General features: G+C 61.7%; 31 protein-coding genes. 18 read left to right on the forward strand and 13 right to left on the reverse strand.

The annotated features are described in order from the left end of the window. Nucleotides 1–176 precede the first annotated feature (176 nt). The 3 genes from HFO71_RS16045 to HFO71_RS16055 all read right to left on the reverse strand — a co-directional run bounded on the left by HFO71_RS16045 (nucleotide 177) and on the right by HFO71_RS16055 (nucleotide 2,328). On the reverse strand, nucleotides 177–1,130 hold the full coding sequence (locus HFO71_RS16045) for an acetyl-CoA carboxylase carboxyltransferase subunit alpha (RefSeq protein WP_077977783.1): 954 nt from the start codon (nucleotides 1,128–1,130) through the stop codon (nucleotides 177–179). A 62-nt stretch (nucleotides 1,131–1,192) separates the two neighbouring features. Next, complete coding sequence (gene xerD / locus HFO71_RS16050) at nucleotides 1,193–2,146, reverse strand: site-specific tyrosine recombinase XerD (RefSeq protein WP_077977782.1); 954 nt, start codon at nucleotides 2,144–2,146, stop codon at nucleotides 1,193–1,195. A gap of 5 nt (nucleotides 2,147–2,151) precedes the next feature. Next, on the reverse strand, nucleotides 2,152–2,328 hold the full coding sequence (locus HFO71_RS16055) for a hypothetical protein (RefSeq protein ID WP_025396223.1): 177 nt from the start codon (nucleotides 2,326–2,328) through the stop codon (nucleotides 2,152–2,154). A 146-nt stretch (nucleotides 2,329–2,474) separates the two neighbouring features. Between HFO71_RS16055 and HFO71_RS16060 the strand changes: the two genes are divergently transcribed. From HFO71_RS16060 to HFO71_RS16070, 3 genes are read left to right on the forward strand one after another with little or no spacing between them, the layout of a single operon-like run. Next, nucleotides 2,475–3,065 carry a shikimate kinase gene (locus HFO71_RS16060; RefSeq protein WP_077977781.1) on the forward strand — a complete coding sequence of 197 codons (591 nt, stop codon included), beginning with the start codon at nucleotides 2,475–2,477 and terminating at the stop codon, nucleotides 3,063–3,065. Next, nucleotides 3,062–4,192, forward strand: coding sequence for a 3-dehydroquinate synthase (gene aroB, locus HFO71_RS16065; RefSeq protein WP_131640822.1), 1,131 nt, complete (start codon nucleotides 3,062–3,064; stop codon nucleotides 4,190–4,192). The genes HFO71_RS16060 and aroB overlap by 4 nt, the downstream gene beginning before the upstream one ends. Continuing rightward, the gene (locus HFO71_RS16070; RefSeq protein WP_077977779.1) at nucleotides 4,192–5,502 is read left to right on the forward strand and encodes an HlyC/CorC family transporter; all 1,311 of its coding nucleotides are present in this window, start codon (nucleotides 4,192–4,194) and stop codon (nucleotides 5,500–5,502) included. Before aroB ends, HFO71_RS16070 begins: the two co-directional genes overlap by 1 nt. 48 nt (nucleotides 5,503–5,550) lie before the next feature. Here the strand turns inward: HFO71_RS16070 and HFO71_RS16075 are convergent, their stop codons facing one another. Next, on the reverse strand, nucleotides 5,551–5,835 hold the full coding sequence (locus tag HFO71_RS16075) for a BolA family protein (RefSeq protein ID WP_017962315.1): 285 nt from the start codon (nucleotides 5,833–5,835) through the stop codon (nucleotides 5,551–5,553). A gap of 102 nt (nucleotides 5,836–5,937) precedes the next feature. Between HFO71_RS16075 and HFO71_RS16080 the strand changes: the two genes are divergently transcribed. From HFO71_RS16080 to HFO71_RS16100, 5 genes are all read left to right on the forward strand, one after another. After that, nucleotides 5,938–6,555 carry a J domain-containing protein gene (locus tag HFO71_RS16080; protein ID WP_011653732.1) on the forward strand — a complete coding sequence of 206 codons (618 nt, stop codon included), beginning with the start codon at nucleotides 5,938–5,940 and terminating at the stop codon, nucleotides 6,553–6,555. Nucleotides 6,556–6,865: 310 nt separating this feature from the next. Beyond that, nucleotides 6,866–7,858, forward strand: a complete 993-nt coding sequence (cobS, locus tag HFO71_RS16085) for a cobaltochelatase subunit CobS (protein WP_003543345.1) — start codon at nucleotides 6,866–6,868, stop codon at nucleotides 7,856–7,858. A gap of 12 nt (nucleotides 7,859–7,870) precedes the next feature. Further along, nucleotides 7,871–9,772, forward strand: coding sequence for a cobaltochelatase subunit CobT (cobT, locus tag HFO71_RS16090; RefSeq protein WP_003543344.1), 1,902 nt, complete (start codon nucleotides 7,871–7,873; stop codon nucleotides 9,770–9,772). Between the two features lie 13 nt (nucleotides 9,773–9,785). Further along, the gene (locus tag HFO71_RS16095) at nucleotides 9,786–10,823 is read left to right on the forward strand and encodes an esterase-like activity of phytase family protein (protein ID WP_131640932.1); all 1,038 of its coding nucleotides are present in this window, start codon (nucleotides 9,786–9,788) and stop codon (nucleotides 10,821–10,823) included. Nucleotides 10,824–11,001: 178 nt separating this feature from the next. Then, entirely contained in the window at nucleotides 11,002–11,568 is a 567-nt protein-coding gene (locus tag HFO71_RS16100) for an ATP-binding protein (RefSeq protein WP_077977778.1), read from the forward strand. A 6-nt stretch (nucleotides 11,569–11,574) separates the two neighbouring features. On the opposite strand, the gene HFO71_RS16105 is transcribed toward HFO71_RS16100, so the two are convergent. Both HFO71_RS16105 and rpmB read right to left on the reverse strand, forming a co-directional pair. Continuing rightward, nucleotides 11,575–12,210 carry a VUT family protein gene (locus HFO71_RS16105; protein ID WP_077977777.1) on the reverse strand — a complete coding sequence of 212 codons (636 nt, stop codon included), beginning with the start codon at nucleotides 12,208–12,210 and terminating at the stop codon, nucleotides 11,575–11,577. A gap of 111 nt (nucleotides 12,211–12,321) precedes the next feature. After that, on the reverse strand, nucleotides 12,322–12,621 hold the full coding sequence (gene rpmB, locus HFO71_RS16110; protein ID WP_027666808.1) for a 50S ribosomal protein L28: 300 nt from the start codon (nucleotides 12,619–12,621) through the stop codon (nucleotides 12,322–12,324). Nucleotides 12,622–12,863: 242 nt separating this feature from the next. On the opposite strand from rpmB, the gene HFO71_RS16115 reads away from it, so the two are divergent. Both HFO71_RS16115 and yddG read left to right on the forward strand, forming a co-directional pair. Then, nucleotides 12,864–13,646 (forward strand): DUF3108 domain-containing protein, encoded by a 783-nt coding sequence (locus tag HFO71_RS16115; protein WP_077977776.1) that lies wholly within the window; start codon nucleotides 12,864–12,866, stop codon nucleotides 13,644–13,646. A gap of 32 nt (nucleotides 13,647–13,678) precedes the next feature. Further along, nucleotides 13,679–14,569, forward strand: a complete 891-nt coding sequence (yddG, locus tag HFO71_RS16120; protein WP_221970460.1) for an aromatic amino acid exporter YddG — start codon at nucleotides 13,679–13,681, stop codon at nucleotides 14,567–14,569. 72 nt (nucleotides 14,570–14,641) lie between these two features. On the opposite strand, the gene HFO71_RS16125 is transcribed toward yddG, so the two are convergent. Together HFO71_RS16125 and gloB are read right to left on the reverse strand one after the other, a co-directional pair. Further along, nucleotides 14,642–15,064 carry a cupin domain-containing protein gene (locus tag HFO71_RS16125; RefSeq protein ID WP_077977774.1) on the reverse strand — a complete coding sequence of 141 codons (423 nt, stop codon included), beginning with the start codon at nucleotides 15,062–15,064 and terminating at the stop codon, nucleotides 14,642–14,644. Continuing rightward, on the reverse strand, nucleotides 15,064–15,834 hold the full coding sequence (gloB, locus tag HFO71_RS16130; RefSeq protein WP_077977773.1) for a hydroxyacylglutathione hydrolase: 771 nt from the start codon (nucleotides 15,832–15,834) through the stop codon (nucleotides 15,064–15,066). Before gloB ends, HFO71_RS16125 begins: the two co-directional genes overlap by 1 nt. A gap of 53 nt (nucleotides 15,835–15,887) precedes the next feature. Between gloB and HFO71_RS16135 the strand changes: the two genes are divergently transcribed. The 4 genes from HFO71_RS16135 (at nucleotide 15,888) to HFO71_RS16150 (ending at nucleotide 19,246) form a co-directional block, all read left to right on the forward strand. Next, the gene (locus tag HFO71_RS16135) at nucleotides 15,888–16,664 is read left to right on the forward strand and encodes a class I SAM-dependent methyltransferase (protein ID WP_077977772.1); all 777 of its coding nucleotides are present in this window, start codon (nucleotides 15,888–15,890) and stop codon (nucleotides 16,662–16,664) included. Nucleotides 16,665–16,799: 135 nt separating this feature from the next. Next, nucleotides 16,800–17,897: a histidinol-phosphate transaminase gene (hisC, locus tag HFO71_RS16140; protein WP_170268934.1), complete on the forward strand. Its 1,098-nt coding sequence runs from the start codon at nucleotides 16,800–16,802 to the stop codon at nucleotides 17,895–17,897. Beyond that, the gene (locus HFO71_RS16145) at nucleotides 17,894–18,817 is read left to right on the forward strand and encodes a prephenate/arogenate dehydrogenase family protein (protein WP_077977770.1); all 924 of its coding nucleotides are present in this window, start codon (nucleotides 17,894–17,896) and stop codon (nucleotides 18,815–18,817) included. The genes hisC and HFO71_RS16145 overlap by 4 nt, the downstream gene beginning before the upstream one ends. Before the next feature lie 9 nt (nucleotides 18,818–18,826). Next, nucleotides 18,827–19,246 (forward strand): GNAT family N-acetyltransferase, encoded by a 420-nt coding sequence (locus tag HFO71_RS16150; RefSeq protein ID WP_077977769.1) that lies wholly within the window; start codon nucleotides 18,827–18,829, stop codon nucleotides 19,244–19,246. A 65-nt stretch (nucleotides 19,247–19,311) separates the two neighbouring features. On the opposite strand, the gene HFO71_RS16155 is transcribed toward HFO71_RS16150, so the two are convergent. Continuing rightward, nucleotides 19,312–20,328, reverse strand: coding sequence for a DUF2125 domain-containing protein (locus HFO71_RS16155; RefSeq protein WP_077977768.1), 1,017 nt, complete (start codon nucleotides 20,326–20,328; stop codon nucleotides 19,312–19,314). A 50-nt stretch (nucleotides 20,329–20,378) separates the two neighbouring features. Between HFO71_RS16155 and HFO71_RS16160 the strand changes: the two genes are divergently transcribed. Beyond that, nucleotides 20,379–20,909 carry a gamma-glutamylcyclotransferase gene (locus tag HFO71_RS16160; protein WP_077978068.1) on the forward strand — a complete coding sequence of 177 codons (531 nt, stop codon included), beginning with the start codon at nucleotides 20,379–20,381 and terminating at the stop codon, nucleotides 20,907–20,909. Between the two features lie 2 nt (nucleotides 20,910–20,911). Here the strand turns inward: HFO71_RS16160 and HFO71_RS16165 are convergent, their stop codons facing one another. From HFO71_RS16165 to ftsE, 4 genes are all read right to left on the reverse strand, one after another. Continuing rightward, on the reverse strand, nucleotides 20,912–21,709 hold the full coding sequence (locus HFO71_RS16165; RefSeq protein WP_077977767.1) for a lysophospholipid acyltransferase family protein: 798 nt from the start codon (nucleotides 21,707–21,709) through the stop codon (nucleotides 20,912–20,914). Nucleotides 21,710–21,796: 87 nt separating this feature from the next. After that, nucleotides 21,797–22,510 carry a YdcF family protein gene (locus tag HFO71_RS16170; protein ID WP_077977766.1) on the reverse strand — a complete coding sequence of 238 codons (714 nt, stop codon included), beginning with the start codon at nucleotides 22,508–22,510 and terminating at the stop codon, nucleotides 21,797–21,799. 73 nt (nucleotides 22,511–22,583) lie between these two features. Next, on the reverse strand, nucleotides 22,584–23,597 hold the full coding sequence (locus HFO71_RS16175) for a cell division protein FtsX (protein WP_025396206.1): 1,014 nt from the start codon (nucleotides 23,595–23,597) through the stop codon (nucleotides 22,584–22,586). Further along, entirely contained in the window at nucleotides 23,590–24,249 is a 660-nt protein-coding gene (gene ftsE, locus HFO71_RS16180) for a cell division ATP-binding protein FtsE (protein WP_003543317.1), read from the reverse strand. Before ftsE ends, HFO71_RS16175 begins: the two co-directional genes overlap by 8 nt. A gap of 206 nt (nucleotides 24,250–24,455) precedes the next feature. On the opposite strand from ftsE, the gene HFO71_RS16185 reads away from it, so the two are divergent. The 3 genes from HFO71_RS16185 to HFO71_RS16195 all read left to right on the forward strand — a co-directional run bounded on the left by HFO71_RS16185 (nucleotide 24,456) and on the right by HFO71_RS16195 (nucleotide 26,359). Continuing rightward, nucleotides 24,456–25,112 (forward strand): hypothetical protein, encoded by a 657-nt coding sequence (locus tag HFO71_RS16185; RefSeq protein ID WP_221988222.1) that lies wholly within the window; start codon nucleotides 24,456–24,458, stop codon nucleotides 25,110–25,112. A 127-nt stretch (nucleotides 25,113–25,239) separates the two neighbouring features. Next, nucleotides 25,240–25,782, forward strand: coding sequence for a hypoxanthine phosphoribosyltransferase (gene hpt / locus HFO71_RS16190; protein WP_003543314.1), 543 nt, complete (start codon nucleotides 25,240–25,242; stop codon nucleotides 25,780–25,782). A gap of 217 nt (nucleotides 25,783–25,999) precedes the next feature. Then, nucleotides 26,000–26,359: a response regulator gene (locus HFO71_RS16195; protein WP_020665298.1), complete on the forward strand. Its 360-nt coding sequence runs from the start codon at nucleotides 26,000–26,002 to the stop codon at nucleotides 26,357–26,359. The last annotated feature ends 127 nt before the right edge of the window (nucleotides 26,360–26,486 follow it).

A 26,486-nucleotide genomic window follows, 5' to 3' on the forward strand; every position in this document is an offset into this window, starting at 1 on the left:
AATGCGACCCGGTCCGCCCATGGAGTCCGGGCATCAAACGGAATCATAGACGGTTTATACTTTACAAGTCCTTACCAGCCTATGACGTGCCTGGAACATCCCCGCAAGCGCGAATGCTACAGATAACATCAATGTGGCCAAGATTTGGCCCCAATCGGCAAAGAGCTGAATGTCCGTTAGAGATTGCGGCCCATGGCGAGGAATTTCTGGCGGCGGTCGTTGCGTAGCTGCTCGCCCGAGCGGGGTGCCATTTCGGCCAGAGCGCTGGCGATCACGTCACCGGTTGCGGCAATCACGCTGTCCGGATCGCGATGCGCGCCGCCGAGCGGCTCGGAAATGATGCCGTCGATGACGCCGAGCGATTTCAGGTCCTCGGCGGTGATCTTCATGTTGGTCGCCGCTTCCCGGGCGCGGGTGGAATCGCGCCAGAGGATGGAGGCAGCACCTTCCGGCGAGATGACGCTATAGATCGAATGCTCGAGCATGTAGACCTTGTTGCCGGTGGCGATGGCGATGGCGCCGCCCGAGCCGCCTTCGCCGATGACGACGGAAACCAGGGGAACTTTGACGCCGAGACACATTTCCGTCGAGCGGGCGATCGCCTCGGCCTGGCCGCGCTCTTCGGCGCCGACGCCGGGATAGGCGCCTGCCGTATCCACCAGCGAAATCACCGGCAGGCCGAAACGATCGGCCATTTCAAGAATGCGGATCGCCTTGCGGTAGCCTTCCGGGCGGGGGCTGCCGAAATTGTGCTTCAGGCGACTCTTGGTATCATTGCCCTTTTCCTGGCCGATGACGGCGACGGGCTGGCCACGGAAACGGGCAAGGCCCGCCTGGATCGCGGCATCCTCGGAAAATTTGCGGTCGCCGGCAAGCGGCGTGAATTCCTGGAACAGCGTCTTGGCGTAATCGACAAAATGCGGGCGCTGCGGATGGCGGGCGACCTGCGTCTTCTGCCAGGGATTGAGCTTGGAATAGATTTCGACGATCGCGTCGCGGACGCGAACCTCCAGCCTGCCGATCTCATCGGTGGTGTCGATGCTCTCGTCTTCCGTTGCGAGCTTCTTCAGCTCGATGATCTTGCCTTCGAGGTCGGAGATCGGCTTTTCGAAGTCGAGATAATTGTGCATGAGGTGCGTTTCCGTTCCTTGTGCCCGGGGCGTTTTCCTGGCTCCGCCCCTTGTCGCCGGTCCTATTCGTGCTTTTTCGCCTGTTTGGCAAGGGGGTGATGCGTCTGGACAAGCTGCTGCAGCCTCTCTTCGAGGACATGTGTGTAGATCTGTGTGGTCGAAATGTCCGAATGGCCGAGGAGTTCCTGTACGACGCGCAGATCGGCGCCGTTGGCCAGCAGGTGGCTGGCAAAGGCGTGGCGCATGACATGCGGCGAGATCAGCGACGGCGTCAGGCCGGCGCGGATCGCCAGGTTCTTGAGGTCGCGGGCAAAAACCTGGCGCGGCAGGTATCCTTCCTTCGAGACGGAGGGAAACAGCCAGGGGCTTTCCTGCGGCTCCTTCGCCGCTGCATTTTCCACCGCCAGCAGGCGCCCGTAGGATTTCAGGGCTGATATCGCCGATTGCGACAGCGGCACCAGCCGCTCCTTGTTGCCCTTGCCGCGGATCATCAGGAAACGGCCTTCCTGATCGAGCACGCGGGCTGGAAGCGAGACGAGTTCGCTGACCCGCATTCCGGTGGCATAGAGCAATTCCAGCAGTGCCAGCATGCGCAGGCGCTGCAGCTGGCCCGGGCTTGCATCCTCCGCCTCGGCCTCGGCCTGCGAAAGCAGCCTGCCGACCTCTTCGACGCCCATCGTCTTCGGCAGCGGACGGCCCTTCTTCGGCGCATCGAGTATGCCGGTGGGGTCGTCGGTCCTCAGTCCCTCGGCGTAGAGGAATTTGTAGAATTGCCGCATGGCGGCAAGCCGGCGCGCCTGGGACGAGGGTTTGAAGCCCTTTCGGGCGAGCGAGGAGAGATAGGCGGCGAGATCGGCGGAGGCGGCTTCGGTGAGCCGGATGCTGCGCTCCTTCAGGAAGGTTCTGATGTCGTCGAGATCGCGTTCATAGGATTGCAGCGTATTGGCGGCAGCACCCCGCTCGGCGCTCATCATCTCCAGGAAGGATTCCACATGGACGCGGCCGAGATCCACCATGCCGGTCACTTCCTGGTCGTGTCGATTGCGCCCGTGGCGGGCGGATTGACCCGCTCGGACGGGATGCGGATCGTCACGTCGCGCGGCTCGGGCTCCACGAAGGTCACAAGCGCCAGCATCGCTCCGTAGACCGCCCCGGCGAGGATCGCGCAGACGAACAGGAAGCGGAACAGGGTCGGCATCAGGTAACTCCTTCATGCTGCTTCTGTTATAAGAAGCCTATCTGCAAGTGCAAGAAGCGGTATTCAAGCCATGATTCCCTTGCCTGCGACTTGACGCTCCACCTGCATTTGTCGATACCGTTTGCAAACAAAGTGTGAATGGACCGATGAGTGAACAACTGCTGACCGTTGCTGACAGCTTGAAAGACAGAGCTCGTGCCGCGCTCGGTTCACGCAATCTCATCCTTGTCGGCCTGATGGGCGCCGGCAAATCCTCTGTCGGGCGCATCGTCGCCAGCCAGCTCGCCATTCCCTTCATCGACAGCGATCTCGAGATCGAGCGGGTGTCGCGCATGACGATCGCCGAGCTTTTCGCCGCCTATGGCGAGCAGGAGTTCCGGGCGCTGGAAGCGCGGGTGATCAAGCGGCTGCTGAAGAGCGGGCAGCGTGTCGTCTCCACCGGAGGCGGCGCCTTCATCAACGACCGAACGCGCAAGCATATCAAGAAGGGCGGCCTTTCCGTCTGGCTGAAGGCCGATCTCGACGTGCTCTGGGACCGGGTCGCCAAACGCGACACGCGGCCGCTGCTCAAGACCGAAAATCCGAAGCAGACGCTCGAGGGCCTGATGAATGCGCGTTATCCGATCTATGCGCAGGCCGATCTGACCGTGCTTTCGCGCGACGTCCGCAAGGAAATCATGGCCGACGAAGTCTTAAAGGCCTTGATCGAAGCTCAGAAGGAAAGTGCAGCGTCATGAATGCGATAACCTCCGCCTCCGCCATCCGAACGGTGCATGTGCCGCTCGGCGAGCGCGCCTACGACATCCTGATCGGGCCGGGGCTGATCGTGCGGGCCGGCGCCGAGATCGCCTCTCGCCTCAAGGGCCGCAAGGCGGCTGTTATCACCGACGAAAATGTCGCGCCGCTCTATCTCAAAGCTCTCGTCGCAAGCCTGGATGAAGCGGGTATAGCCTCGGCTGCGGTCGTCCTGCCTGCCGGCGAGAAGACCAAGAGCTTCGAACATCTGATCACGGCCTGCGACAAGGTGCTTGAGGCGCGCGTCGAGCGTAACGATTACGTCATCGCGCTGGGCGGCGGCGTCATCGGCGATCTTTCGGGATTTGCGGCCGGCATCGTCCGCCGCGGCGTGCGCTTCGTGCAGGTACCGACCTCGCTGCTGTCGCAGGTCGATTCCTCCGTCGGCGGCAAGACCGGCATCAATTCCCGCCACGGCAAGAATCTGATCGGCGCCTTCCATCAGCCGGACTTGGTTCTGGCCGATACGGATGTGCTGAATTCGTTGAGCGCGCGCGAATTTCGCGCAGGTTACGCCGAGGTCGCGAAATACGGGCTGATCGACAAGCCGGATTTCTTTGCCTGGCTGGAAGCGAACTGGAAGGCGGTTTTCGCAGGCGGCTCCGCGCGCATCGAGGCGATTGCCGCAAGCTGCCAGGCAAAGGCTGATGTCGTCGTTGCCGACGAGCGTGAGAATGGTCAGCGGGCGCTGCTCAATCTCGGCCATACCTTCGGCCACGCACTGGAAGCGGCGACCGCCTATGACAGCTCCCGCCTCGTGCATGGCGAGGGCGTTTCGATCGGCATGGTGCTGGCGCACGAATTCTCCGCACGGATGAACCTTGCAAGCCCCGACGATGCGCGGCGCGTCGAGCGGCATCTGAAGGAGGTCGGCCTGCCGACCCGCATGTCCGACATTCCGGGCGAACTGCCGCCCGCCGAAACGCTGATGGACGCGATCGCCCAGGACAAGAAGGTCAAGAGCGGCAAGCTCACCTTCATCCTGACGCGCGGCGTCGGCCAGTCTTTCGTCGCCGACGATGTTCCGGCGTCCGAAGTGATCAGCTTTCTTCAGGAAAAACACGCCTGATGTCGGTCGAAGGCGCTCTGGCATTTCTTTCGACATATTGGCCGGAGATCCTTTCGATCACGGCGCTGGTGCTCATGTCCGCCTTCTTTTCCGGCTCCGAGACCGCGCTGACCGCCGTTTCGCGCAGCCGTATTCATACGCTCGAGGTCAACGGCGACGAACGTGCCGGCTTCGTCCGGCAGTTGATCGAGCGGCGCGACCGGCTGATCGGCGCGCTGCTCATCGGCAACAATCTCGCCAATATCCTGTCCTCCTCGATCGCCACCAGCCTCTTCCTCGGGCTGTTCGGCAGTTCCGGCGTGGCGCTGGCGACGCTGGCGATGACCGTCATCCTGGTCATCTTCGCCGAAGTGCTGCCGAAGAGCTGGGCGATTTCGGCGCCTGAGCGCTTCGCACTCGCCATCGCGCTGCCGGCCAAGCTCTTCGTCGCAGTCGTCGGCCCGATTTCCTCCTTCGTCAATGCAATCGTGCGGCAGATTCTTTCGCTGTTCGGCATCAATCTCTCACGAGAGACATCGATGCTGACGGCGCATGAGGAGCTGCGTGGCGCCGTCGATCTGCTGCACCGCGAGGGATCGGTGGTGAAGGCCGACCGTGACCGCCTCGGTGGCGTGCTCGATCTCAGCGAGCTCGAACTCTCCGACATCATGGTCCACCGCACCGCGATGCGGGCGATCAATGCCGACGATGCGCCGGAAGCGGTGGTGCGCGTCATCCTCGAAAGTCCCTACACGCGTATGCCATTGTGGCGCGGCACGATCGACAACATCATCGGCGTCGTCCACGCCAAGGATCTGCTGCGGGCGCTCGCCGAGCCGAACATGGAGCCGCAGAACCTCGATATCGTGAAGATCGCGCAGAAGCCGTGGTTCGTGCCCGACAGCACCAACCTCGAGGACCAGCTCAACGCCTTCCTGCGGCGCAAGCAGCATTTCGCCGTCGTCGTCGACGAATATGGCGAGGTGCAGGGCATCGTCACGCTGGAGGATATTCTCGAGGAAATCGTCGGCGACATTTCCGACGAACACGATATCGAGATACAGGGCGTGCGTCAGGAAGCCGACGGTTCCGTCGTCGTCGACGGCGGCGTGCCGATCCGCGACCTGAACCGGGCGCTCGACTGGAACCTGCCCGATGAGGAAGCGACGACGATCGCCGGCCTCGTCATCCACGAATCGATGACCATCCCGGAAGAGCGCCAGGCCTTCACCTTCTACGGCAAGCGTTTCGTCGTCATGAAGCGCGAGAAGAACCGCATCACCAAGCTGCGCATCCGCCCGGCCGGGGAAGACGGCGCAAAGCCAGCCTGATTCGGCTTGGGTTTTAGGCGGCGAATATCCATATAGGCTTCGGTGCCGCTACCAGCGGGTCGGTTCATCTGGTGCAGCCGGTTCGACGGCCAGCGCATGCAGGCCGGCATCAAGCTCCGGTTTCAACAGGTCGGTGATGGCCCGGTGACGCGCCAGCCGCGACATGCCGGCGAATTTTCCGGAAACGATCCTCACCCGCATATGGGTTTCGCCGGTGCCCGTGATATCAGGCTGGTGGCCGGCATGCAGATGGCTTTCGTCGATGACGCTCAGGCGTTCGGGCGCGAAGGCTTTGACAAGTTTTTCTTCGATGCGGGTTCGCAGGGTCATCATCCGGTCTTGCTGGTTCGCGAAAAGGGTTCCTACCAAGCCTGCAACATTCCCGTTTGTCAATTCTTGTTGTCGCTTCGCGACAGCCCCATAATTAGCGCCGTCATGAGACTTGATTCCAAATATTTCGATCGCATCCGAACACGCCGCAAACGCGAGCCGGAGACAGAGCAGGCGCCGCCTACCTGTCAATGGGACGGGTGCGACAAGAAGGGGGCGCATCGCGCTCCCGTCGGCCGCAATGCGGAAGGCCAGTTCTTCTTGTTCTGCTTCGAGCACGTCAAGGAATACAACAAGGGCTACAATTATTTCTCCGGTCTTTCGGACGGCGAGATCGCGCGTTACCAGAAAGAGGCGATCACCGGCCATCGGCCGACATGGACGGTCGGCGTCAACAAGGCGGCGAAGGACAGTCCGCTGCATTCGGAGATCCGCTCCGGCGCCTATACCCGCGTTCGCGATCCCTTCGGCTTCGTCAAGGAAGGCGGCAAAGGCAGCGGACCGCGTTTCCCCCAGGCGCGCAAGCTGAAATCGCTGGAAACCAAGGCCTTCGAAACGATGGGCCTCGACGCCAATGCGACATCGGCGGAGATCAAGAGCCGCTACAAGGAACTGGTGAAGAAACACCATCCGGATGCCAATGGCGGCGACCGCGGCTCGGAGGAGCGTTTCCGCGCAGTCATCCAGGCCTATCAATTGTTGAAGCAGAACGGTTTTTGTTAATTCCCGTCCTTGCTCTTGGGCTTCAATCGGGTATGGTCCCAATCGGCTGAGGCCGCAGGCAAACGCGGCTCATATTTGTGCGTTTTCCCGACATCGCCTCCGCCGACCTTCCGGACGCGGCGTTTCTTGTCCGGGACTCTTTCAAGAATGCTCGCACGCGGTCATTATCCCGCCGAGGTTTCGTTTCAGTCCCGGAGAAGTATCGCCGACGTTCCGACCTGGACGGGCGCGGAATAAAAAACGCGGCGTCTGGGTTGCGACATGGCCTGAGACAGTATGGCCGGGTGGCATCACCCGCCTTGGAGACATGATGAGCAAGATCGACCTGGATATATCAGAACTGCCCGATACCACCGTTTCGGTTCGCGAGGCCTTCGGCATCGATTCCGACATCCGCGTCCCCGCCTACAGCAAGGGCGACGCCTATGTGCCGGACCTCGATACCGACTACCTGTTCGACCGCGACACGACGCTCGCCATTCTCGCTGGCTTCGCCCATAACCGCCGCGTGATGATCTCCGGCTATCACGGCACGGGCAAGTCCTCGCATATCGAGCAGGTGGCGGCGCGGCTCAACTGGCCTTGCGTGCGCATCAACCTCGACAGCCATGTCAGCCGTATCGATCTCGTCGGCAAGGATGCGATCGTCGTCAAGGACGGGCTGCAGGTCACCGAATTCAAAGACGGCATCCTGCCCTGGGCCTATCAGCACAATGTTGCGCTCGTCTTCGACGAATATGACGCCGGCCGTCCCGATGTGATGTTCGTCATCCAGCGCGTGCTCGAATCCTCCGGCCGCCTGACGCTACTCGACCAGAGCCGCGTCATTCGGCCGCACCCGGCCTTCCGTCTGTTTGCGACTGCGAACACGATCGGCCTCGGTGACACGACCGGCCTCTATCACGGCACGCAGCAGATCAACCAGGCGCAGATGGACCGCTGGTCGATCGTCACCACGCTGAACTATCTGCCGCATGATCATGAAGTGAATATCGTTTCCGCCAAGGTGAAGAGCTTCGGCAAGGACAAGGGCGGCCGCGAGACCGTGTCGAAGATGGTGCGCGTCGCCGACCTGACGCGCGCTGCCTTCATGAACGGTGATCTGTCCACCGTGATGAGCCCGCGCACGGTCATCACCTGGGCCGAAAACGCCGAGATCTTCGGCGATCTCGCCTTCGCCTTCCGCGTCACATTCCTCAACAAGTGCGACGAGCTGGAGCGTCCGCTGGTCGCCGAGCACTATCAGCGGGCCTTCGGCGTCGAGCTGAAGGAAAGTGCCGCCAATATCGTTCTCGGAGCTTGAGACCGACCGATCATGGCAGCTCGCGGTGACAATTCGAAAGCAAAACCCGGCGCGCCTGTCGACGTCGAGCCATTGCGCCGGGCGATAACCGGCTGCGTGCGCTCGATCGCCGGCGACGGCGACGTCGAGGTGACCTTCGCCAATGAACGGCCAGGGATGACCGGCGAGCGCATTCGGCTGCCGGAACTTTCCAAGCGGCCGACGGCGCATGAGCTGGCGGTCACTCGTGGTCTCGGCGATTCGATGGCGCTGCGGCTCGCCTGCCATGACGAGAAGGTGCATGCGACGATGGCGCCACAGGGCTCGGATGCCCGGGCGATCTTCGATGTGGTCGAGCAGGCGCGTGTCGAATCGATCGGCGCGCTGCGCATGGAGGGCATGGCGTCGAACCTGCGCTCCATGACGGATGAGAAATATTCGAAGGCGAATTTTACCGGCATCGAGCGCCAGGAAGACGCACCGGTCGGCGAAGCGGTTGCGATGATGGTGCGCGAGAAGCTGACCGGCCAGCGCCCGCCGGCCTCCGCCGGCAAGGTGCTCGACCTTTGGCGCGACTTTATCGAGGACAAGGCAGGGTCCGAGCTCGACAATCTGTCGAGCGCGATCAACGACCAGCAGGCCTTCGCCAAGGTCATCCGCAACATGCTGTCGGCCATGGAAATGGCCGAGGAATACGGCGACGATGACAGCGACGCCGACAATGACGACCAGTCGGAGCAGGAAGACCAGTCGAGCGGCGACGAACAGGACCAGGACGAGGTCGACGAGGATGCCGGCACCGATGCCGCCCCCGTCGAGGACAGTGAAGTTGCCGACGAGCAGATGGAGGACGGCGAGACCGAAGGCGCCGAAATCTCCGACGACGACATGATGGAAGAAGGTGAGGACGATTCGGAAACGCCGGGCGAGACTCGCCGGCCGAATACGCCTTTCGCCGATTTCAACGAGAAGGTCGATTATCACGTCTTTACCGAAGAGTTCGACGAGATCATCACCGCCGAAGAACTTTGCGACGCCGCCGAGCTGGAGCGCCTGCGCGCCTTCCTCGACAAGCAGCTGGCGCATCTGCAAGGCGCGGTCGGACGTCTCGCCAACCGGCTGCAGCGCCGCCTGATGGCGCAGCAGAACCGCTCCTGGGATTTCGACCTGGAAGAGGGCTATCTCGATCCGGCGCGGCTGCAGCGTATCATCATCGATCCGATGCAGGCGCTCTCCTTCAAGATGGAGCGCGACACCCAGTTCCGCGATACCGTCGTTACCCTGCTCATCGACAATTCCGGCTCGATGCGCGGCCGGCCGATCACGGTTGCCGCCACCTGCGCCGACATTCTTGCCCGCACGCTGGAGCGCTGCGGCGTCAAGGTCGAGATCCTGGGCTTTACGACCAAGGCCTGGAAGGGCGGGCAGGCGCGTGAAAATTGGCTTGCCGGTGGCAAGCCGCAGACGCCAGGCCGTCTCAACGACCTGCGTCATATCATCTACAAGTCGGCCGACGCGCCGTGGCGGCGCGCGCGCGCCAATCTCGGGCTGATGATGCGCGAGGGGCTGCTCAAGGAAAATATCGACGGCGAGGCGCTGATCTGGGCGCATAATCGCCTGCTCGCGCGCCGCGAGCAGCGCCGCATCCTGATGATGATCTCGGACGGCGCGCCGGTGGACGATTCGACGCTGTCGGTCAATCCGGGCAATTATCTGGAGCGGCACCTGCGCGCCGTCATCGAACAGATCGAGACGCGCTCGCCTGTCGAACTGCTGGCGATCGGCATCGGCCACGACGTGACGCGCTATTATCGCCGTGCCGTGACCATCGTCGATGCGGACGAGCTTGCAGGTGCGATGACCGAGCAGCTTGCTTCACTGTTCGAGGACCAATCCGTCCAGCCGCGCGGCGGCCGGATACGCCGTGCCGGCTGACATCGCGGGAAGAATGACGGTCAAGCGCCTCTGCCGTGCGGCGTCGATCGCGCTCTGTATCGCAGCCGGCGCTTCCTCGTCATGGGCCGGCGACGACGTGCCTGTCATTAGCCGGCAAATCTCCGATTTCAGGATCGGCTCTTCGGAGACGCAATTAGGATCGCTGGAATTTCTCGGCGGGCTGGAGATGGTCTCCAGCAGAGCGCTATTCGGCTCGCTCTCCTCCATCCGTTTCCGGCCGGACCAAAAACATTTCGTCGTCGTGCTCGATACCGGCCAGTGGTTGACCGGCGGCATCGAGCGCGACGTCAAGGGCAGGCTTTCCGGCCTTTCGGATGTCGAGATCACGCCGATGAAGAACAGCGCTGGGCGCAGCTTCGAAGGCAAGGGACATATGGATGCCGAGGGCCTGGCGCTCGACGGCGACCGGATCCTGGTCTCCTTCGAGCAGGCTCATCGCGTCGATGTCTATCCCGATCCCGGCTTTGCCGGCTCGGGAGCGATCGCCACTTTGCCGATCCTGATCCCGCGGAGAATGCTGAGCGACAACCGCGGCATCGAAACCATCACCGCGGCGCCGGCATCCAGCCCGCTACGGGGCGGCGTGGTCGTCGTTTCCGAACGGGGTCTCGACAGTGACGGCAACCGGCTGGCGGCCATTCTCAGCGGGCCGCTGAAAGGCCGTTTCTCGGTTAAGCGGGACGGCAGCTTCGACATCACCGACGGTGCCTTCCTGCCGAACGGCGACCTGCTGCTGCTGGAGCGCCGCTTCAACATGGCCGAAGGCATCGGCATGCGTCTTCGGCGCATCAAGGGCGCCGACATCAGGCCCGGCGCCGTCGTCGACGGCGACTTGCTGCTGGAAGGCAATTTCAACTCGCAGATCGACAATATGGAAGGGCTCGATGCCTTCCAGGCCGCCGACGGCACGACCCATATCATCCTGGTATCGGACGACAATCATTCGATCCTGCAGCGCAATCTGATGCTGGAATTTCGGCTTTCGGAAGAGGCCGCGTGGTCAGCGTCGAATTCCCAGAAGCGGAATTGATCCAAGCCATCGGCCCGAAAATCGGAATCGATTTTCGGAAAGCACGATGCCTAGATTCAAAATGTTAGAGCGTCCTTTGTGCGTCCAAAAGGACGCACGGCGCTCTAGACGTCAGACTGACGTCATATGCCTCGGCTATCCCTGCGGCATCGACAAAGCAGCCTTCGGAGGGAAATTCATGGCGCATATCCATCTCATGGGCGCGTCCGGTTCCGGCACGACATCGCTCGGCCGTGCGCTTGCCGAAAAGCTCGATATCACCCATCTCGACACCGACGATTTCTTCTGGTTGCCGACCGATCCGCCGTTCACGACGCCGAGGAATGCCAACGAGCGCATCCGGCTGCTCCTCGATGAGGTGGCGCGGCATGACGGCTGGGCCCTTTCCGGATCCACGCTGAAATGGGGTGGGCCACTGGAACCGCTTTACGATCTGATCGTGTTCCTTAGGATCGACCCGGAGCTTAGAATGGCGCGCATCCTTGCGCGGGAGATTGCCCGATACGGCGACAGAATCAGGCCGGGCGGCGACATGGCCGTAAAAAGCGGGGAATTCCTGGAATGGGCGGCGAGTTACGATACGGCCGGTCCCAAACGCCGCAGCCTTGCGGCACATGAGCAATGGCTGGAAACACAGACAGCGCCGGTGCTGCGGCTCGATTCATCGCTAGGTATCGACGATCTGACGGCAGAGGTGCTGCTGCATCCGGCCCTCGCCGCCGGCGCGGTCCGGCGGCGTCCGTAACTTCAATTAGCTGGCGCGAGCAGCCCGCATCGGCCGCAGCACGTTCATCAGCGCGCCGTAGGGCAGCAGCATGACGAGGCCGACGATCATCTTCACAGCGAAATCGCCGATCGCCCAGGAAATCCAGCGTGGAGCCTCGGTGGCGAAGACACCGAGGATGGGGGCCGCTTCCAGCGCAAAGGGATCATTCGGGCCGAGGAAGATGAAAAAGGCGGCGAAGGACAGCGAGAAGAACATCACCGTATCGAGCGCCGAGCCGATCAGCGAGCCGACCAGCGGCGCGCGCCACCAGGCCTGGCGGCGGAGGCGGTTGAAGACGGCGATATCGAGCAGCTGGCCAGCGAGATAGGCCGAGCCGGAGGCGATGGCGATGCGCGGCACCGAGGTGAAGAAGGAGAGCGTCACGCCGACGACGAAGCCGGCAAAGACGACCTTGCGGGCTGCCTGCGGGCCGAACTGGCGGTTGGTCAGATCGGTGATGAGGAAGGCGATCGGATAGGAGAAAGCGCCCCAGGTCAGGATGTCCGCGAGGTTGATGCCGGCGACTTCGGCGTTCAGCGGAAACTGGACGAGGAAGTTGGAGGCAACGACGACGAGCGTCATCAGCGCGACATAGGCAATGGTATAGCGGGTCTTCAGCATTTTTTATCCTGGGTGATGCCACCAGTTGGAGGAGCAAACCGGCAAAGCAAAAGGCTTGTCCGGTATTATCCGTTCAAGCCTTTTGAAGCCGTATGAAAGAAGGGCAGAAGCTTACGCGGCAGCAGCAGCTTCAGCGGTCTTCTTGGCGATCTGACGGCGCAGCAGGCGAGCGCGCATCGACAGTTCGTTTTCGCTGGCCTTCAGCAGAAAGGCATCGAGGCCGCCACGATGCTCGACGGAGCGAAGAGCGGCAGCAGAAACGCGAAGACGATAACGCTGGTTGAGAGCGTCGGAAATCAGCGTTACCTGGCACAGGTTCGGCAGGAACCGGCGCTTGGTCTTGTTGTTGGCATGGCTGACATTGTTACCAGTCAGGACGGCCTTGCCGGTCAATTCGCACACGCGGGACATGGAACACCTATTCTTGTTTTTCTCGGGCCATCGAATTGCCATTCCCGGCAAAGCCAGGCGCGCAATCCAACGGGCATGATTGGAAAGTTGCGGTTCTATAGTCAGACAGGCTGCTCGCGTCAAGCCAAACCTTGGCCTTTCCCGCAATTCTGTCAAAAAGCTGCTGTTTTCTTCCCTTCGCGGCAGGAGTATAGAGCGCTCAGCAAGGGCCTGCCAGCGCGCAGCAAGACAAGGCTTTTTCCATGGCTCATTCGGGCAGACGGATTTTCATTTCGGCCATCGCCGCACTTCTTGCCATACCGGCATCGGCGGCCGAAATTCAGCATCGGACGGAATACCGGGTGGCGCTCGCCGGCCTGCCGATCGCGCGCGCCGCGTTCCTGACGCAGATCGAGGACGATCACAGCTACAAGATCGCCGGCGACATCAATTCTGCCGGTCTTGCCGATCTCGTCACGACGATTTCGGCCAAGACCAGCGTCACCGGCATCGTGCGCAAGAACAGGCTGCAGGCGTTGAAATATTCGCTCTACTACAAGAGCGGCAAGAGGAAGGCCCGCGTCTACGAGGTCAGCTACCGCAACGGCAACATCATCTCGGCGACGACAACACCGATGCCGAAGCGCCCGAAGAACTGGGTCGACGTCACGCCGCGGGACATGCGCTCGGTGCTCGATCCCATCTCCGGCCTGATCTTCACCGGCGATACCAAGGTCTGCTCGCAGACGCTGCCGATCTTCGACGGCGAGACGCGCATGGATCTGGTGCTGTCGCCGAAGGGCGACGAGGATTTTTCCACCAATGGCTTCAAGGGCAAGGCGACCGTCTGCGGCGTGCGCTTCGTACCGCGCTCGGGCTACAAGAAAGGCCGCAAGGACATCGACTATCTCAGCAAGAGTAACCGGATGGAAATCTGGTTTGCCAAGTCGGACGCGGCAAATGTATACGCTCCTGTCTATGTGCGCATTCCAACCGAATATGGAATGGTGACGATCACTGCCGTCAAATACGGCAGCAACAGCTGACGGGGCTTCTGCCTCCGTGAAAGGGGGGACAGGTGAAGCTTCGCGCGACGTTGATCGGTTTTACGGCCACTCTAATGTGGTCGTTCCTGGCGTTGTTCACCGCCGCCTCCGGCAAGATGCCGCCGTTCCAGCTTTCGGCCGTCTGCTTTGCGATCGGCAGCATTCCCGGCCTTGTGGTTCTTACCTTCAATCCCTCGCGGCTGGCGCTGCTGAAGCAACCGGCCAAGGTCTGGATAACAGGCATTGCGGGGCTGTTCGGCTACCATTTCCTCTATTTTACCGCGCTCCGGAACGCGCCGGCGGTGGAGGCGGGACTGGTCGCCTATCTCTGGCCGCTGCTGATCGTCGTCAGTTCGGCACTGCTGCCGGGCGAACGGCTGCGCTGGTATCATGTGGCAGGTGCGCTTGCCGGACTTTGCGGCACCTTCCTGATCGTTAGCCGCAACGGCATCGATTTCGACGGCGCCTATGCCATTGGTTACGGCGCTGCCTTTCTCTGCGCCTTCACATGGTCCGGCTATTCGCTGCTGACGCGGCGTTTTGACGCCGTCTCCACGGATGTCGTTACCGGCTTCTGCCTTGCGACCTCCATCCTGTCGTTCTTCTGCCATCTCGGCCTGGAGACGACCGTCTGGCCGGCAACGGGTTTCGAGTGGGTCGCCGTCGCCGGGCTCGGGCTCTTTCCGGTCGGTGCTGCCTTCTACGCCTGGGATTACGGCGTCAAGAACGGCGACATTCAGATTCTCGGCGCGGCAAGTTATGCCGCGCCTCTGCTTTCGACGCTGATTCTGGTGCTGTTCGGATTTGCCGAGCCGAGCTGGCGCATTGCTCTCGCCTGCCTGCTCGTCACCGGCGGAGCAGCGCTCGCCGCACAGGACATGTTCCGCCGCAAGAGCCAGGCGCAGCCTGCTGTGGCGGAGTAGGCCTTAGAACAGGATGAGACAGTTAGAGCATGATGTCGCCCGAAAACCGCTCACATTTTTCGGCATCATGCTCTAGCCGCCGGGCTTCCAATCGGGCGGCGCCATCTCGAAGCTCGAAAATTCGAAGCCGGGCGAGACGGTGCAGCCGACCAGGGTGAAATCGCCAAGGGTTTCGGCCGATTGCCACCAATTGGCGGGAATGATTGCCTGCGGCCGCTCGCCGGCAGGGAGATTCGTTCCGAGCGTCAGGGTCTCGCTTGCCGTTCCGTCTCCCGAGCGGTGCAGCGAGAGCGGCGCGCCGGCGTAATAATGCCAGACCTCGGCGGCGTCATGGACGCGATGCCAGTGCGAACGCTGTCCCCTGGTCAGCAGATAATAGATCGCCGTCGAATGACCGCGTTCTCCGCCCGCCTTGTCACGGAATGTCTGTACGTACCAGCCACCTTCTGGATGCGGCTGCATGCCGAGTTCGCGGATGATGTCCTCAGGCGACATCAGAAATGGTCCTTGCGCTTGCGGATCTCTGCAAAGACTTCCTCGTTCGTCTTGCCTTCCATCACCAGATTGCGGCGGATCGCCGGATCGGCGGCGCGCAGGAACGGGTTGGTTTCCTTTTCCAGCCCCAATGTCGTCGGGATGGTGAATTTGCCGTCGGCGCGCAAGGTCTCGATCTCGGCGGCACGGCTCTTGAGGCGCTGATTGTCGGGATCAACAGTCAGCGCGAAGCGGGCATTGGACAACGTGTATTCATGGCCGAAATAAACGGCGGTCTCATCGGGCAGCACGGCGAGTTTCTGGAGGGAATGCCACATATCGGCGGCCGGGCGTTCGAACAGCCGGCCGCAGCCGAGCGCAAACAGCGTGTCGGCGGCAAACAGCAGCTTATCGTCGACGAAGTGATAGCAGATGTGGCCGGCGGTGTGGCCGGGCGTTTCGATCACGTTGACCGTGTGATCGCCGAAAAGGAAGCTGTCGCCATCGGCCATCGCCCGATCGAGGCCAGGAATGGCGACGGCCTCGTTGATCGGGCCGATGATCTCGCAGCCGAACTGCTCCTTCAGCGCCAGGTTGGCGGTGACATGGTCGGTGTGATGATGAGTGGTGAAGATATGGGTGATTTTCCAGCCGCGACGTGTCGCCGCTTCCAGGATCGGCGCTTCCTCGGGTGCATCGATCGCCGCGGTAAAGCCTGTCTCCGGATCGTGCACGAGAACGCCGAAATTGTCGGTGCGGCAGAGAAAAACGTCTAATTCCAAAGGTTTCATCGTTCAATAATCCCTTATCCCAGGAGTCTCGCGGAAATGTAGAGGTTCCGGCCTTGAAGTCCAACCGCCCGCTGATAACATTTGTCGCAATGCACGCCGATATCGTCGACTTACGCCAGTTCTATCACTCCGGGCTCGGACGTCTTGCCGAGCAGTCGATCGCCATGGCGCTGTCCTCGCTCTGGGTGCGGCTGCCGCAGGAGCGTCTGGTCGGCCTCGGCTATGCCGTGCCCTTCCTCGACCGCTTCCAGGCCGATACCGAGCGCACCTTCGCCTTCATGCCGGCCGGGCAGGGTGCGGTGAACTGGCCGATGGGCTTGCTCTCGACGACGGCGCTGATTTTCGACGAGGAACTGCCGCTGCCGGACTCCTCGATCGACCGGGTGCTGATGGTGCATTCGCTGGAATTCGCCGAAAGCCCGCGCGAGACGCTGAAGGAGCTCTGGCGGGTGCTGGCGCCGGGCGGACGGTTGGTCATCGTCGTGCCGAACCGGCGCGGCGTCTGGGCACGCATGGAGCATACGCCCTTCGGTTCGGGCCGGCCCTATTCTCGCGGTCAGTTGACAAATCTGCTGCGCGAGACGAACTTCACGCCGGGCGCGACGGCTGAAGCGCTGTTCTTCCCGCCTTCGAAGCTCAGGACCATATTGCGCCTGCGGCGCGCCTTCGAGCGGATCGGCCGAACGCTTTGGCCGGCCTTCTCGGGCGTCATCATCGTCGAAGCGCAGAAGCGGCTCTATCAGGGCCTGCCGGTTGCGGCGCGGGCCTCCCGCCGTGTCTTCGTGCCGGTTCTCGCGCCTCATGGTGTGCCGACCACACGTAGTAGATGACGTCGCTCCCGGTGGTCTCCACTGCTTGTGTCACGCCCATTGCTCTCGACAACAATCGCATTCCGCTTTAATGCCACTTGGTGTTTTTCAGCCCGGATTTCCGGCAATTCCAAGGTCGAACCCATGAGCGTTGAGATGAGCAAGCCCGTTCCGCGTCCCGGTATTCTCGATATCGCAGCCTATGTGCCGGGCAAGGAACATGCGCCGGGTGTCGCCCGCGTCTACAAGCTTTCGTCCAACGAAACGCCGCTCGGCGCCAGCCCGAAGGCGATCGAGGCCTTCAAGGCGGTTGCCGACAATCTGGGGCGTTATCCTGACGGGCAGGCGATCGAACTGCGCGAGGCGATCGCTGCCGTGCACGGTCTCAATCCGGCAAACATTCTCTGTGGTAACGGCTCCGACGAGCTGCTCGGCCTGCTCTGCCATGTCTATCTCGGCGCCGGCGACGAGGGCATCATCACCGAGCACGGCTTTCTCGTCTACAAGATCCAGATCCTGGGCGCAGGCGCCACGCCTGTCGTCGTCAAGGAGAAAGACTATACCGTCGATGTCGATGCGATCCTTGCCGCGGTGACGGAGAAGACGAAGATCGTCTTCATCGCCAATCCCGGCAATCCCACAGGCACCTATGTTTCTGTCAGCGAAATCCGCCGCCTGCAGGCCGGACTGCCGAAACATGTCGTCCTGGTGCTCGATGCCGCCTATGCCGAATATGTGCGCCGCAATGATTATGAAGCCGGCATCGAGGTCGTATCCTCCAATGCCAATGTGGTGATGACCCGCACCTTCTCGAAGGCCTATGGTCTTGCGGCGCTGCGCGTCGGCTGGATGTATGCGCCCGCCGAGATCGTCGACGCGCTGAACCGCGTGCGCGCGCCGTTCAACTTGAACGCACCGGCGATCGCTGCCGCAGCCGCTGCCATCCGCGACCAGGCCTTCATCCAGCAGGCGGTCTCCTTCAACCAGATGTGGGTGGAGACGCTGACCCAGGCGCTCGAAGCGATCGGCCTGAAGGTGACGCCGTCCGTCGCCAATTTCGTCCTCATCCATTTCCCCGAGATCGACGGCAAGCGCGCCGCGGATGCCGACGATTTGCTGACGAGCCGCGGCTATATCCTGCGCGCCGTGCGCGGTTATGGCTTCGCCAATGCGCTGCGCATGAGCATCGGCCCCGAGGAGGCAAATCGCGGCGTGATTGCCGCGCTCACCGAATTCATGGGTCATCAGCCATGAGCGTGCAGTTCGATCGTATCGCGCTGATCGGCATCGGCCTGATCGGATCGTCGCTCGCCTATGACATCAGGCGGCTTGGTCTTGCGAGGGAGATCGTCGTCGCCACACGCAGCCTCGATACGCTGAAGCGCGCCGAAGAGCTTGGCCTCGGCGATCGCTACACGACGTCGTCGCAGGATGCCGTCAAGGACGCCGATCTGGTGATCGTCTCGGTGCCGGTCGGCGCTTCGGAAAGTGTGGCGAAGGAGATCTCGGCAAACCTGAAGCCCGGGGCTATCGTTACCGACGTCGGTTCGACAAAGGCCTCGGTCATCGCGCAGATGATGCCGCATATGCCTGATAATGTGCACTTCATCCCCGGCCATCCGCTGGCAGGTACGGAGAAATCCGGGCCGGATGCCGGCTTTCCCGGCCTCTTCGAAGGCCGCTGGTGCATTTTCACGCCGGTCGCCGGCACCGATGAGGCGGCGCTGAAGCGGCTGCGCAGCTTCTGGGAAGCGCTGGGCTCGAAGGTCGACGAGATGGATGCCGAGCATCACGACAAGGTGCTCGCCATCGTCTCGCACCTGCCGCATATCATCGCCTACAATATCGTCGGTACGGCTGACGATCTGGAGACGGTGACGGAGTCGGAAGTCATCAAATATTCCGCCTCGGGCTTTCGCGATTTCACCCGCCTTGCTGCGTCCGACCCGACGATGTGGCGCGACGTCTGCCTGCATAATCGCGATGCGATCCTCGAAATGCTGGCGCGGTTCTCGGAGGATCTCGCCTATCTGCAGCGCGCCATCCGCTGGGGCGAGGGTGACAAGATTTTTGAACTCTTCACCCGCACACGCGCCATCCGCCGTTCGATCGTCCAGGCGGGCCAGGATGTCGACGCGCCGGATTTCGGCCGCCACGCGCTGGATAAGAAGTAGCAGCCCGCGATGGTGGAAGTGGCAAGCGCTGGCCAGGCGGATATGGACTGGCTGGTACGCGAGGATGCCAGCGCCGGTGAAGCGTGGGTATCGCGCTGTGTCTCGCTCGGCGAATATCTGGTTGCCAGGGAGGCCGGCGAGATCGTCGGCTTCCTGCGCTTCTCCCGTTTCTGGGGCAGGGTTCCCTATATGGAAATGATCCGCGTCCTGCCCGGCTACCGCCGGTCGGGCGTCGGCACGACGCTGTTTCTCGCCTGGGAGAAAGCCATGCGCGACGACGGCGCCCGCATGCTGATGACGTCGAGCGAATGCGACGAAAGCCGGCCTCAGGACTGGCATCGCCGCAACGGATTTTCGGAGACCGGCGCGATCGAGTTGCCTGGTCTGCAATTGGTGCCGGAAATCTTCTTCATCAAGCAAATAGCCTGAAGCGCATCGCGTCGCGCTATGCATACCGTTATCCCAAACCTATAGACACTTTTGGGCGAGATGCATCAGATCGGTGGAATCCGCCCGAGCGGGATGAAACCGCTGACGGTGGCATTGCCACGATCGATGACGAGATCGACAGAGACCTTGTCGCCGCCGCCGGCAAGCGCCTTCAAGAGCTTCGTTGCCGTGTTGACGGTCGAGGCGATATCCGGAAAGGCCTGTTTCAGACTGTCCCCCCAGGGGCCGAGCTGTTCGATCTCCAGCTTGAATTTTCCCGAGAGGAAGCCCTGCTCGTCGAAGGAGAAGGGGCCGGTGAGCGTCATAACCTTGCCGTCGCCGATGTCGGCGACGATGCGGCGCAGGTCGCCGGTGGCACCATTCAGGCCGTTCCGGTCACTGCCGTCGATCAGGCCGGCCTTGCCGGCGACGGTCAGGTCGATGCTGGCAGACAATTTCGGAAAGATCTGCGGCCAGTCCTTGATCGCCGTCTTGGCGTCCTGCAGGGAGATCGCACCGTCGAGATCGGCGCCGTTCTGGCGCAGATGGATTTCGGTGCGAGCCGCATCGAAGCTCATGGTCTGGCCGCTGTAGGAGGAGACGGCCATCGCCTTCAGACCCTCGATGACGGTCGAGCTGCGGTCGACGCCCTGCAGCCTGGTCGCAAGGCTCGCCTGCAGGTTCGTCCATTGGGCCGAGATCGAAAGGCCGTTGCTGGTGCGGATTTCGGCCGGCGAATCGAGTTCCCAGACGATATCGCCGGGCGCATAGACCTGTGCTGCCGAGCGCAGCGCGCCGAAGGTGGCGGAGACGCCGTTGACATTGTCGTCGACGTCGATCTTGGAGCAGAACAGGCCGATACGGAAGGGATAGCCGCGGAATTCGATATCGGAGCATTCACCGCTGACGCCTGCCTGATCGCGCGGCGCGATCGCCTTCAGCACCGTGGTCTTCAACGCCGACGCCGCATAGAACCAGCCGCCGGTATAAAGCGCGATCGCCAGGAGGATGCCTCCACCCAGCAACCAGAATTTCTTGCCGCTGCCTGATTGGCTGCTGCCGGATCGGCTTGACGCTGCCATGATGTTCTCCAATGGTGAATCGCAAATGTGATTCCGGTCTGGCGTGCGATATGGACGAATTTTGGGTATTTGGCTACGGTTCGCTGATGTGGAATCCGGGCTTCGAGTTCATGGAGCGGGCAGAGGCCCTGGTCTACGGCTACAGGCGTTCGCTCTGCGTCCGCTCCTTTGTCCATCGTGGCACACGCGACAATCCGGGCCTGGTTCTCGGCCTCGACAGGGGTGGTGCCTGCCGCGGCATGGCTTTCCGCATTTCGCCTGAAAAATGGGATGAGGTGATCGATTATCTCCGCGCCCGCGAGCTGGTGACCAATGTCTACCTGGAGCGCCGGGTGCGGCTGCAGCTTGCAGGCCGGCGCCGGGTCGATGCGATCGCCTACATCATCGACCGCGAGCATGAGCAATATGCCGGCGCACTCGATGCGCTTGCGGCGGCGCGGGTGGTGAACGAAGCAAAAGGCCAGTCTGGTCCGAATGACGCCTATGTCTTCAACACGCTGACGCATCTGAAGCAGATGGGCATTTGCGACCATTGGCTGGAGCAGGTCGTCAACGAAGTGGAGCGGCTGCGCGCCGCCTGATCTCAGCCAATTGCCGCGTTCAGCTTTCGCAGCTCGACCAGCCTTTCGACCGCCGTCGGCGGGAGCGGCAGATGCGGATTTTGGGCGACGGTTTCGAGCAGAAGCTCGTCGCTTGCCCGCTCCGATACCTCGATCAGATGGGCAAAAAAGGCGTCCGGATCCATTCCCGGCATGATCGGCGGCAGGATCTTCACCTTGAAATGGCCGGGATAACGACGAATGCTCCGCCGAGGCCAGAAGAGGCCGGGATGCATGGCGATCGGCACGACGGGGAGGTTAAGGTCGCGGTACATGCGGGCGATACCGTATTTATAGAGCGGTTCCGCACCCGGCGGACGGCGGGTGCCCTCGGGATAGATGATGAGCTGGCGGCCGGTTGAAAGCTCTTCCTTCGTGCGCTTCAGCACTTCCACCATCACCTTGCCGCGGGCGCCGCGATCGACCGGGATCATGCGCTGTTTCTTCGCATACCAGCCGAAGAGCGGAATCCACATCAGTTCGCGCTTCAGGATATAAACCGGATCCTTCAACCAGGGCAGCAGCGCGTAGGTATCCCAGAAAGACTGGTGCTTCGGCGCTAGGATGTAACTGCCATCAGGCAGGTTTTCCAGGCCCTCGATCTCGAAGGTGGTGCCGACGATCACTCGCATCAGCCAGTGGTTGGAACGCGCCCAGTTCTTCGGAATCGCATAGGCGATCTTGCGCGGCACCACGAAATAGTAAGGCGAGAGCACGATCATCCGGATGATGAGGTTGGCGTAGAAGATCGTGTTGAAGAGAACGGAACGCAGGGCGATCATGAAACTTTCCCGAGGCATGCTCACGCGACCGGCCTACACGATATTGCCCGCCATAAAAAGCGTTTGATGCTGCCCTGATGTAAAAGCTCAGTCTGAGGCCGGTACGCCTGCCGAGCGCAGCCCGGTGTGGCGGCCGAAGCCGGTGATGTTGCGGGCGCCGGTCAGCAGCACTTTCACATATTCGGCCAGCATGACACGCATCGCATTCGGATCGGTGAACCAGTTGCGGCTCTTCAAATCCGAGTTGACCACGGGATAAGCGATGAACTCGATGTCGGGATCGACATAGGAGAGCTCGGCGAGGCTTCGCGGCATGTGGTAGTTGTTGGTGACGATCAGAACGCTGCGGTATCCCTTGGCGTGAATCCAGTTCGAAGCTTCCTCGGCATTGCCGATGGTGTCGATCGCATCGTAGCCGATATCGACACAGCAGGAGAAGAGATCGGCCGGGCCCTGTGTCATCTTGCGGATCTGTGCCGGCGTCGTTGTCGGGTGGGCGCCGGAAATGAGCAAGCGCTTGCCGGCACCCTGCTGCAGCAGCTCCACGGCCTGGTCGATGCGCTGGTAACCACCCGTCAGCACCACGATGGCATCCGCCTTCGGTTCGGCCGGGGGCTTCAGCGTCGTCACGGAATCGGCAAAACGCAGAAAACCTCCGAACACCAAGGCGATTGCCAGCAAGCAGGCAAAGCCGCCCCAGCGCAGCAGGCGGCGGATCGGCCCGCGCCGCGGCGGCAGCAAACCTGCCGGGCGATCAAGCTCCGGGTCCTGATGAATCGGGTTGGGTGTCGTGTGTCCCATCGTCATGAATCGTGATTATACGCTGATTGCGGCGCGGAACAGACGCTTTCATGGCAAAACCGCACGGTCACGATCAACTTCCGATGCCGTCGGTGCGTGTTGGGTCCGAGCGTAGCGTATCGATTTCGTAGATCGTCCGCATGACGGTCAGCCGCGCGGTGAAGGTGGTCAGGAGCGCGATGACGATCATCGTTGCGAAGATGCCGGCATAACCGAGCACGCCGACGGAGAAGGTACCGAAGAGCGCGGTCGCCTGGTCCGTTTCCGGAGTGGCGAGGGTGCGGCTTTGCCAGAAACCGGCGGTGGCGAAGAAGAGAGCGGCAAGCGCGCTGCCGATCGCCGAGCCCTTGAGGCTGATCTTCAGGAAATGCTTCTGGAATTCGGTGGCGACGAAAGAGCTTTCGGCGCCGACGAAATGCAGCACTTCGACGACGTGACGGTTGCCCGACAACGCGCCGCGCGTGGCGAAGACGACGGTGAGCACCATCGCCGTGAAAACCAGGAGCAGGATGCCGGTGCCGATCATGACAGTCGTGTGCGCCATGGATACCAGCCGGTCGACCCAGGTGCGGTGATCGTCGAGGGTGGCCTGCGGGATACTGTCCTTCAGCAGCGCCCGCATCGAACCGAAATCCGGTGGGTTGCTCTCGTCGATGGTGATGATGACGAGACGGGGAACGGGCAGATCCTTGAGGTCGAGACCGGGGCCGAGCCAGGGTTCGAGCAGGCGAGCGGTCGCCGCCTCGTCGACGATCTGGCCGCTCTTGGTGCCGACGAAGGTCAGCGCCAGATCGCGCGCCTGGGTCAGCGCCTTTTCCATGTCGAGATTGTCGTCCGGCTTGATCTGAATGGTGATCTCGCGCGAGATCTGGCTCTCCCAACTGGCCGCCGTCGAGCGCACCATGCTGACGCCGCCGAGCGTCAGGCAGGCGAGAAAGGCCATGATCGATATCACCACCATCAAGGCGCTGCCCTGGATGTTGGAAGGCGGCAGAATCGGCGCGGTCGGACGCACGCGCAATTCCGGCCGCTTCTGCTGGGTCTTGGCAGACGCCTTCTCGGGGTTTCTGAACGGGGGCTCAGTCATAGATATCGAGATGCCCCTCTGAGAGGATCATGCGGCGGGCTTCCACCTGCTCCATCAGCGCCAGGTCATGCGTGGCGATCACGACTGCCGTGCCGAGGCGGTTCAGCTCGAGGAAAAGATTGAGCAGGCGCTTGGCCATCGGCGGGTCGACATTGCCGGTAGGCTCGTCGGCCAGCAGCACTTCCGGTCGGTCCATTAGCGCCCGGGCGATTGCGGCGCGCTGCTTCTCGCCGCCGGAGAGTACGGGCGGCAGCACGTTGATGCGTTCGCCGAGGCCGACCCATTTCAAAAGTTCCAGGACGTCGGTCTTGTAAGAGCTCTCATCCTTGCCACGCACCCGTAAGGGCAAAGCGACATTCTCATAGGTGGTGAGATGGTCGAGGAGACGGAAATCCTGGAAGACGATGCCGACGCGACGGCGCAGAAGCGGCAGTTCGGGGCGGGGGATTTCGGAAATGTCACGCCCGAACATGCGGATCAGCCCGCGCGTCGGTTGCAGCGACATGAAAAGCATCCGCAGCAGCGACGTCTTGCCGGCGCCCGATGGACCCGTCAGGAACTGAAAGGATTTCTTCGGAATGTCGAAGGTCAGGTCCCGGAGGATTTCCGGGCCCATGCCATAACGCAAACCGACATTCTCGAAGTGGATCAACGGGCAGCTCAGTCTGTTGTGGGTTTCACCGCACGACTTGTTAACCAACACCGTTAACAGCCGGTAAATTTTGCTGGAAAGACGCCCGTTTGATGGCGATCTTTGCGAAGCATTAACCATTAAAATTTACGACTGAGCAGGATTCGTTTCAATGCCAAGATTTCCCCTGGCAGCGAAACCATGTGGACATCTGCGAGGCAGCCATCATGGAAGCATCCTCCTTCAGCCGGACGCCGGGCCAGGCCTATGATCTCCTGCCGCCGGAACCCACCAACCGTCGGTACCGCTCGGCGCGTCCTGCCGATATCTCCGACGCCGAATTCGTCACCCTCGGCAAAGTTCGGCCCAGGGAATTCAATGCAAGGACCTATAACGACAACCGCAAGCGTATGGCTGCCGCAAACGCCGCGCCGCCGCCGTTCATGCCGGCAATGGCTGCTTGCGTTCTGCAGACCGTGGAATCCTGGCTGCAGCGCGCGTCGATGCGGAGCTTCGCAGCGCTGGTGCTGGCGCTCGTCGTGCTCGTCTTCGGGCTTGCGGGTGGTTTTTCCGGCCTTTCCGGCGAGCGAGCCACTTCCGGAGCATCGCTGCATTTTACCCATGTCACGGTGACGCCGCGTGATGCGAACGGCATGCGCGTGCTCGTCATCAACGGCATCATCGAAAACGACAGCGGGACGACGCAGACGGTGCATCCGATCCGTGCCGATCTCGTGACCGACGAGCGGCTGACCGCAAGCATCGTCATCAACCCGCCGGCCGATGTGATCTATGGCGGCCAAAGCCGGGGCTTCTCGGCTCGCGTTCAGCATGCCGGCGGAAAAATGCCGGAGGTCCGGCTGTCCTTCCTGCCGCAGACGTAACAGGACATGGATTGCCGATTTTCGCGTCGCAGGTTGCGCCAATCGCGTTAATTTCATAGCCGGCGAGGCTGTTTCAGGCTCGCATATGTGCTAACGGCTTACCCTTCTTTTCATGGAGCAAGCCCTTATGCCTGTCGTGCGCGGAAAAAACATCGAGCCGCTCTTCACCGCCGAGCAGATCGCCGAGCGCAATCATTCGATGGCGCGGGAGATCGCCAGCGGCCCGACCAAGGACCTGCTCGTCATTGCCGTGCTCAAGGGCTCCTTCATCTTCGCCGCCGACCTGATCCGCGCCCTGCATGATAGCGGGCTTGCCCCGGAGGTCGAGTTCATCACGCTGTCGAGTTACGGCATCGGCACGGTTTCGCAAGGCGTGCGCATCGTCAAGGATATCGACAGTGACGTGCATGGCCGCGACGTCCTGCTGATCGACGATATCCTCGAATCCGGCCGGACGCTGCTCTTTGCCAAGGAGTTGCTCTTCGAACGTGGCGCGCGCAACGTCACGATCGCCGTGCTGCTCGACAAGCGCGTCAAGCGCAAGGAAAAGCTGGAGGCTGATTATGTCGGCTTCGAATGCCCTGACTATTTTGTCGTCGGCTACGGCATGGATGTCGCCTATGCCTTTCGCGAACTGCCCTTCGTCGGCGTGGTGACCGGGGACGCCTGAACTACTGCATAATTCCTTAAATCGGAATCGATTTAAGGATAAAATTATGCAGCAATTAAAAGTGTACAGCGTCCTTTGCGCGTCTTAAAGACGCGCGGCGCTGTAATGCCTTCGAGACGGGTTGTTAACCATCTCGTCCATCGCTTCCTCATCTTTACCGATCGAAAAGGAAAGTCTGGTGATTTCCGTCACGGGGCTGATACGGAGCGATGCACATATGGCAAGAATTCTGATTACGGAAGACGAGGACTCCCTGCGGTCCTTCGTAGCCCGGGCCCTGCGGCTTGACGGCCACGAGACCGACGAGGCTGCCGACGGGGCTGAAGGCCTGGAGAAGCTCAAGGACGGGGTCTACGATCTGCTGCTTTCAGATATCCGCATGCCCGTGATGGACGGCATTGAACTCGCCCATCAGGCAAAAGACGCCTTCCCGGGTCTGAAGATCCTGCTAATGACCGGTTATGCCGAACAGCGCGAACGGGCCGACGATCTTGCCGAAAAGATCATCGACGTCGTCGCCAAGCCATTCGCGCTTCCCGATATCCGCAAGGCAGTCGCCCGGGCGCTCGTCTCTTAAGCATGACGCCGACAGTGTGAGCGGTTTTCGGACGGCATCCGGCTCACCCTCCTTGATTTGGAACGGGATTCAGATTTTGGTCGGATCGGCCTAAAACCATCCCGTTCGCGCCTGCTATTGTGCGGCG

The sequence above is a fragment of the Rhizobium laguerreae genome (assembly GCF_019778565.1).
In the GTDB taxonomy this organism is placed as follows: Bacteria; Pseudomonadota; Alphaproteobacteria; order Rhizobiales; family Rhizobiaceae; genus Rhizobium; species Rhizobium laguerreae.